The 7,241-nt window shown below is 39.9% G+C and carries 11 protein-coding genes and 1 pseudogene; all 12 read left to right on the top strand.

Annotation, left to right across the window (positions count from 1 at the left end; translation table 11 throughout):
• The first annotated feature begins 256 nt into the window (after positions 1-256).
• The 12 genes and pseudogenes from ACXAF9_RS18010 (at position 257) to ACXAF9_RS17955 (ending at position 6,912) form a co-directional block, all read left to right on the top strand.
• Positions 257-682, top strand: coding sequence for a hypothetical protein (locus ACXAF9_RS18010; protein WP_475076751.1), 426 nt, complete (start codon positions 257-259; stop codon positions 680-682).
• 84 nt (positions 683-766) lie between these two features.
• Positions 767-1,051 carry a hypothetical protein gene (locus ACXAF9_RS18005; RefSeq protein WP_475076747.1) on the top strand — a complete coding sequence of 95 codons (285 nt, stop codon included), beginning with the start codon at positions 767-769 and terminating at the stop codon, positions 1,049-1,051.
• A gap of 161 nt (positions 1,052-1,212) precedes the next feature.
• A complete protein-coding gene (locus ACXAF9_RS18000) occupies positions 1,213-1,629 on the top strand; it encodes a PaaI family thioesterase (protein WP_475076743.1) in 417 nt (138 codons plus the stop codon).
• A 42-nt stretch (positions 1,630-1,671) separates the two neighbouring features.
• Positions 1,672-2,130, top strand: a complete 459-nt coding sequence (locus ACXAF9_RS17995; RefSeq protein WP_475076740.1) for a hypothetical protein — start codon at positions 1,672-1,674, stop codon at positions 2,128-2,130.
• 161 nt (positions 2,131-2,291) lie between these two features.
• On the top strand, positions 2,292-2,660 hold the full coding sequence (locus ACXAF9_RS17990) for a hypothetical protein (RefSeq protein ID WP_475076737.1): 369 nt from the start codon (positions 2,292-2,294) through the stop codon (positions 2,658-2,660).
• 17 nt (positions 2,661-2,677) lie between these two features.
• Entirely contained in the window at positions 2,678-3,040 is a 363-nt protein-coding gene (locus tag ACXAF9_RS17985) for an EF-Tu C-terminal domain-related protein (protein WP_475076734.1), read from the top strand.
• A gap of 368 nt (positions 3,041-3,408) precedes the next feature.
• A complete protein-coding gene (locus ACXAF9_RS17980) occupies positions 3,409-4,209 on the top strand; it encodes a hypothetical protein (protein ID WP_475076731.1) in 801 nt (266 codons plus the stop codon).
• Positions 4,203-4,559 carry a hypothetical protein gene (locus ACXAF9_RS17975; protein WP_475076727.1) on the top strand — a complete coding sequence of 119 codons (357 nt, stop codon included), beginning with the start codon at positions 4,203-4,205 and terminating at the stop codon, positions 4,557-4,559. The genes ACXAF9_RS17980 and ACXAF9_RS17975 overlap by 7 nt, the downstream gene beginning before the upstream one ends.
• 142 nt (positions 4,560-4,701) lie before the next feature.
• Entirely contained in the window at positions 4,702-5,031 is a 330-nt protein-coding gene (locus tag ACXAF9_RS17970; RefSeq protein WP_475076723.1) for a hypothetical protein, read from the top strand.
• A gap of 209 nt (positions 5,032-5,240) precedes the next feature.
• A pseudogene (locus ACXAF9_RS17965) lies at positions 5,241-5,333 on the top strand (DUF1206 domain-containing protein); the annotation flags it as partial.
• A gap of 80 nt (positions 5,334-5,413) precedes the next feature.
• Positions 5,414-6,058: a hypothetical protein gene (locus ACXAF9_RS17960; RefSeq protein ID WP_475076720.1), complete on the top strand. Its 645-nt coding sequence runs from the start codon at positions 5,414-5,416 to the stop codon at positions 6,056-6,058.
• A gap of 218 nt (positions 6,059-6,276) precedes the next feature.
• Positions 6,277-6,912 (top strand): hypothetical protein, encoded by a 636-nt coding sequence (locus ACXAF9_RS17955; RefSeq protein ID WP_475076716.1) that lies wholly within the window; start codon positions 6,277-6,279, stop codon positions 6,910-6,912.
• The last annotated feature ends 329 nt before the right edge of the window (positions 6,913-7,241 follow it).

Below are 7,241 nucleotides of genomic sequence, written 5' to 3'. Positions count from 1 at the left end.
GGGCTCGAGGCCCCAATGACTGTTCGAGTTATTGCTATAGAGTCACGCAGCGCTACACACTTGTTATCGGTCTCTCGTAAGAGGAGCCGTCGCACAATCGAGCTGCTGCATGAAGGCCCTCAATGGCCGTTGAGGGTGGGCCTCTAATTTACCCTTAAAACAACAGGATTAACCATACAAGTGCACCAATTCGCAGCCTTCGGCTGCCGGACTCGCTCCTGCGTCGCTCGCCGCTTAAATGTTCAAGTAGCTAAGAATGAAAAATGCTTACAAAATAACTGAGAGAATTGCCAAAATCGATGGGGCTCTGCTTCATGGCGATGGCCCAACGTTCAAAGAGGCGCTAAGTATTTCACCGAATTCATTAGGGAGAGATGGTAGCGATAACCATATGGAGTTTAGCCTCTTTAACTTTAGTGTTACTAATCCTGAGCAGGTAGTTGACCTCTGGAATGACTTGCCATCGGATGAACCTATGAGATGTTTCATTCCTGGTTATAGACTGGAGTTCTTTTCGGAGGAGGGCCTCATTATGAAAGCGGCTATTTGTTGGATGTGCAATTGGATCGAAATACTGCCTGAGGGACAAATAAAATCGGATTGGTATTCTTTTGATGGTACTTCAGATGTCGCATCCGAATTACTAGAATTATTGCGTGCCAATTGTCAGAAATGCATTTAACAAAGCTTGAGGTAGTGCTACCTTGACAGCGTTTGACGCGCTACCACTCAGCCGAAAACCTCAGCGTTAGGCATACGGAAAACTATGGAACAATCAATAACATTAAATATTCCCCAAGAGCTGTCTGATGAAGATTGGGAAAAGATCTCAGATGTATATCGAAGCATGGATGGCTGGATTGAAGGTAAAGACTTTCCATATTGGTATGGAACTGAAAGTGACAATAGGTATATCTCAGTTTCGTTTGAACCAAGTGGCTTATTATTTACGGGTAAAGTGAATGATGATCTTTGGGTTGGGTGGCTAACTCAAATGTGTGCAAAACTTTCAATTGCACTAAGCAGAGAAATTTATGATGCCACAATATAAAAAATACCATACAAGTGCAGGCACTTAAAAAATATCTTCAGTTAACGTTTTTATCCAGACTCAGGTTTTGGGCGTCTACGCCACTTTACCTCAAAACTCGACTATAACTAAATCGCGTCTGATGAAAGTGTCATGTAAAACAATGGAATAAGGTAGTTTAAATGGACGTAACTAAAATCCCATTCGCTCAAACGGTTGGTTTGTCTAAAGCCGATGACGGAGCATTGATGCTCGAAATGTCTGAAGCAGTATCAAATCATCTGGGCACTATGCACGCCAGTGCACAGTTCACCTTGGCTGAAACGGCTGCTGGAAAACTGCTGGCTGAATCATTTCGTGAACTGGAAGGAAAAGTAGTTCCGGTTCTACGAGACTCTCAAATAAAATTTAAAAGACCAGCTGAATCAAGAGTTAAAGCCTATGCCGTAGCGTCAGAGGAATCATCGAAATCTCTGTTAGAACAGCTGGATCGTCGAGGTCGAGGCACAATCGAGGTCGCAGTCGAGGTAAAAGACTCTGAAGGTAAAACCACGTGCTCGGGTTTATTTAGCTGGTTTGTTCAGTCTATTGCAGGATAAGCTAAAGTTGCGTAGCCGCTTTGCGGCACCAAGAGGGGATGTATGGCAGGTTTGAATCATGAGTTTTTGATTATCGAGAACGGATCGTTTTCTCTCGATAGATACGAAGAGCTTCAAGAGATTGATCGTGTAGAAATTCATGATGATCTGCTGAACTACTTCTCAGATTCAATTTCTTGGGTTTCTACATACAATCCTTCTAAAAAAGAAGAAACCAGTGGGTTGTGCTTGTACGGCCGAACAGTTATTCCGCCTGAAAGTGTTGGGAAATTTGAGTCAATAATGTCAGGGTGGTTACTCATCCTTTCTGAGGCGCCTGACATTGTTGTGTTAAAAGGTGGTTGGTGCTGGACTGAGGGAGACTCTCCCGATTCCGGTAGCTACGAAAAACTGTCCTTTAGAAAAAGTGAAGTGATTGAATCATTATCGAAAATAGTAAGTTATTGTGAGGCAGTAAAAGCCAGCGGTGGTACAAAGTGTTTACTTCATTTGGGTATCTAGTACAAACAGGAGTAAGTTGGGGCAATTACTCATGGAGCACTATCAGAGTCCGTTTTTTGGCGATTGAAAGCTGAGTTAGGCTTTCCTGATTATAGTCGAGAATTCTAGTGGGAAATACCACCTCCATTTCGTATCATGTTTAGCGTTCTGTGTGTAAAGGTATGAACAAAAAATTACGTTACATATTGGCCATCGTCTTAGGGATAGTTGGAGCCGTTTTCGTTTGGTATCAAATAACCTTGTCCCATCCAATATTTACGCGGTTTGGAACGAGCGCTTTAGTGGCACCTATTGCAGCTAGTGTTTTGGGTGGTTTCATAGTTGGGGCAGTCTCTCCAACCCACAAAGTGAGTCTTTCTACAGCAGTTGGGTTTATTGTGGCTTTGCCGATGCTATTGTACTTATTTCGTAATGGCTTTAGTCACCATGGTAGAAATCCTTTTATTTGGTACTGGCCTTTTTACGTAATTCCATTTTTTGGCTTAGGCGGCTTTCTTGGACGAGATGTGTGGCGACAAAATCACCAATAAGGCAGTATTTTTTAAAAATGATCAGACTGTATAACCATTCAGAAACGCTCGAAGCTGAAATTACGATTTTAACCGAGGCCCAAGGTGGCCGAAAAAGCCCACCACATAATGGTATTCGATGGGACTTTAAGTATGTGGAAGACAGCTCTAATAATGTCATTTACATGATTTGGCCTGAGTTTGTTGACGACCAAGGTGACGCTATTGATCGAGGCATCTTCCTAGAGGGGGCTCTTAAAGCACGGATGCACGTGGTGATGGAAGATATGCTGCCGTTTCACCTAAGTCGGTTGAGTGTTGGTACTCGCTTTTACTGCGTAGAAGGTCCGCACACGGTCGCTCATGGAGTGGTCACTAAGATTACCGGTAGCACTTCCTGATGATCTTCGATCTTATGGATATGTGCCATCTCATCTATCCCTGCCATTGCTCATCACTTTAGATGCATGAATCGTAAGCATTAGGATAAGGCTAAAAGCATCCAGCCGTGCAATCATAAGCAAAGTGTTTTTGACTCAAGGGTTCATTCAGGGAATCATCAGCTTTGCAAACCGTGAAGGTTTACGAAGTATTAGCAAGGATGGGCTATGCCGCACGTGGCGTGATCTACCCGAGTGCCACGCAATCTGTAAATACAATCTGTCATTTTGTTTTACAAGTGTCCCTAAAATTGTGACGTATTTTAGTCTCTTGTTTTATGAATTCTAGGTGGGTAGGATTCTCAGAAGTTATAAACAAGGAGTGTTTTATGGGTAACGGTACAGAACAGCTTATTAATGACTTGGCGAAGAAAGCAACTTTATGCGGCTCTCAGCCTAATATGCCGATGTCTCCAGTATGGCATTTAGGTAAAATGGCTGCCTTCGGAAACAAAAGTTCATACAAACTTATCCAAGATGCTTTAGATCACCTCTCATGTAAAGCTAAGAGTAAAGCACAGTTCGAAGATAGTGAAAAAGAGTTTCTGGTCGAAATGTACGAAGCATTTTGGTGGGGCGGAAAGTTTAAGGGACTACCTGAAGCTGCGAAACTTGCAAATCACTACGTCAATGGAGGCGGTAGGCCAACAGAAGTTGATTCTTATGTGTATCAAAACTCACCTATTGTTCAAAAAACACAACTAGCTATTAAGTCCTACATTGAAGATATAGCTGGCAGCTCAACATTTCCTCTTAACATTTCTAGTAAGGACCTAGGTTTCCTTAATAGTAAGTACGCAATGCCTTTGAGGAATATGAATTTTAGAACTGAAGGTAAACTAAAGCCTGGCGGAGTCTTAGAGGCAGCACAAAGTGATCATAGGCTACATAAAACAGATGCGCATTTCTATCTCTCATCTGTTACTAAAAGAGCAGGGGAACGCTTCAGTACGCAATGGTCAGTAAGAAGTGTCTATGATTTTGAACCTTATGAAAAACATGATTATTATACTTTACTTCCTTTAGGTGACTTTGAAGTGAGAATTGATGATGGGTTGTCTCATTATATGACAGTTTTAGGAATTGCAAACGCATTTACACATACTTCAAAGTGGTCTGAGCAATGGTGAAATATCTAATTACATTATCTACAATCATTTTTTTGACTGCTTGTGGTAATGAGGAGCCTAATACCTGTCCAGTAACAATTGATGTTGTTACAGAGCTATCCTCAGAAAATGGTTTATTTGTTTATAAAAGGATTTCTGGTTTTAGTGATAAAACCAGAATTATTGAAATCTATAATAAAAAGCCAACGTTTGATAAGTGTCATATGCCTGACTCTCCTCCTGTGTTTGAAGATTCAATCGAAATTGAAGGGTATATAAAATCAATATCTTACCTGAGAGATGAAAATCAAATTAATGTTGAGTATTCTGAGGATAAGGTAGATTCTCCTTCTGTCTTTATTAAAGAGTAACTGTCTCTTTAGGAGGCGAGCTAACGATGGTTGAGGCTTGCCTCCTTATGGAGCTTTATCTATCATTTTTTAAAATAAGTATGTGGTTGATAAGTTATTTATTCTGACTTTGTTGTTGTGGTATTTATATTGGGTATAGCTTATGGTCAGAAAGAAAACTGTAAAATGCGAACTCACTGAGTCCAAAAGTGGGCACACTTCATTTGTTATTAGAGATGTAGATAGTGGTTTCGTGAATACCTTACGTGATGCACTTGTTTCGTTAGGGGGCGTGTACTCTGTTAATGAACCGACTTTATGGGTAAGTGAAGTTACAGGTGAGTTCAATTATTCTGGCCTAACTATGGGCTATGGATGGAAAGCATCATTTGGTGCATATGTGCAGGCCTTTGACGATGCCGGTGATAGTGCAATCCATGATATTTCAAGATTACTGAATAGCTATTTTAAACAAGCAAAAATACGCGCTTAAATTAACATCTAACAATCACCTGCGATGGGTGCTGTAGTCACAGCTTGGTCGAATGTACCGTCATCTACCCCTGCCATTTCTCATCACTTAAGGAGCATCAGGTCTTTCAAGCATAGTACAAGCTCTTGTGATTGAGCTAGTTGACTAAGTCGTTTGAGCCATGAATTGATCGATGCTGACAACCACAGAACGTCGGTCAAAGGCTTAGAGATTCGCCTTACGCTAGCTGGTTGGTTATCATTGCGGCGGCCGGATTGTTCGCCTTTGGTCTTTATAGTTGCCTAGAAGCGCTGTATCGCTGAATTGAGAAATAGCTTTTGTAAAGCTGCATAGGTCAACATAGCATTGTTGGATTGTATTCGTTAACAAGGAATCGTTAAGCATGAGTGAAATACAAGATATAAACCTGAATAACTTTGGACTCAAGTCGACTGATGTAGATGACCCTGTGGCACTAAAGGTTAGCTGGAATGCCTTTAACGCTAGCAGCACTAATTTTAAGAATCAGAGTATAGACGTTTCAGATGATAAGATACGCATTAAACAGCCTAAGAAAATGGATCAATTAACTGTTCTTTTTCTAGCCCCTGGTATCGCTGCATTTCTATATGGCTTGTCTGACTTCTTTTCTGGTGATTGGTTTTTCGGTGTTTTTCTTATCTTGCTAGGGGCTGTATTACTACGTATAGCTTATAAGTTTTTTAAAAAAACGGGTAAGGAATTTACATTAGATGTAACTAAAGGTACTTACTGCATAGGCAATAATTTAGGTGAGGCTAGTCAGAGAGATTTGATTGTTAACGGTTATATTAAAGACATTCATGCGGTACAGGTTCTAAAAGGAAGGGGGTTCTTGAATTTAAGAAATGCTAAGTCCGAAAATCATTGTGGTTATGAAATAAATATCGTTCTTAAGGACGGTGAGCGCATTAATATTATGCAGCGTCAGTCTGTAGATGATGTGAAAACGTCTTCAGTAAAATTAAGTGGGATTTTAAATGTCCCAATTTGGAAGGCTCAATATTAATGGTTTTTAGGGTGATTTTTTGCAAGTAAAATTCTGAGAGTTTTTTATTTAAAAACTTGCCAATTTAAATGATTGAAATTACGATTTTGGAAATTTTTTAGTATTTGGTTGCTAGGTTATTACTCATGTAAGTCTATATTTTCAGTCTAGCCTAAATGTGTGTATACCAAGGACTATGATTTCCTGATGTTTTTTTTATTTACAAGGACCTGTTTGGTATGAATGAAATGGAAGTTGAAAACCTGAAAGAATACGAACTTAAACTGGCGGATACTGATGACATCGTAGCTCAGAGGGTAGGTTGGCATGCGCGTAACCCAGGAGGTTCCAGTTTTAAATCTCAAAAATTGGTCGTTTCAAGTGATAAGATATTTATCAAAGGATCGACATCTATGGGAATATTTAAATCACTATTTATAGTGCCTGTTATTGTTGTTTTTATAGTTGGTATTTATTTTTTGTTTTTCGGAAATCCTGCTGTGGGTACATTTATGATTTGTTTTTGCGTGATGTTTGGTGGTATGAGTTATTTCACACTCTCCCGCTTTGATAAAAAATTCACGATAGATAAATTTAATGGTACTTATTATGTGGGTAAGGAATTCGATAATGTGAATCAGAAAGACAGGATGGTTCAAGGTTATATAAAGGAGATTTACGCCATACAGCTTATCAAAGAACGAATTTCCTCAAGCTCAAGTTCCGGATCTTATAATAGCTATGAAATGAATCTTGTATTTGAAGATGGCGAACGAATTAACATCATGGATCATGGTAGTGGCAAGGATGTAGATGCATCTGCTATAAAACTAGGTGAGATTTTAAATATACCTATTTGGAAAGCGCAGTATTAAGTGTTTATTTATCTTTTGTAATCAGAAGTCTATCCTGTGACCCTCAATTGAATATGTGGCTGACTTGCTCGTAATCAACAATGAGCGTGTTTTCTATAACGCGCTCCGGTATAATATTGCTCAGTTATTGTGGTTGTATAAGGATAAGGAGTCGCCCCTGAAAAATACGTAACTGTATGATTTATAGTGGTTTATAATGCGGTTCGATTATGGAAAACCCGCTTTTTTTGCCCTTCATGGCCCAAATAGTTGCAGAATCGTTGATTTATGAAACCGAAGAAGAAGCTTTCAGAACCGCAAAACGATATGTTCCGACCCAGGCTGGAGGA

It is taken from the genome of Neptunomonas sp. ABH4_499, from assembly GCF_056160565.1.
The sequence above is the reverse complement of the archived record's forward strand: the minus strand, read 5'-3'. Positions and strand labels throughout refer to the sequence as shown.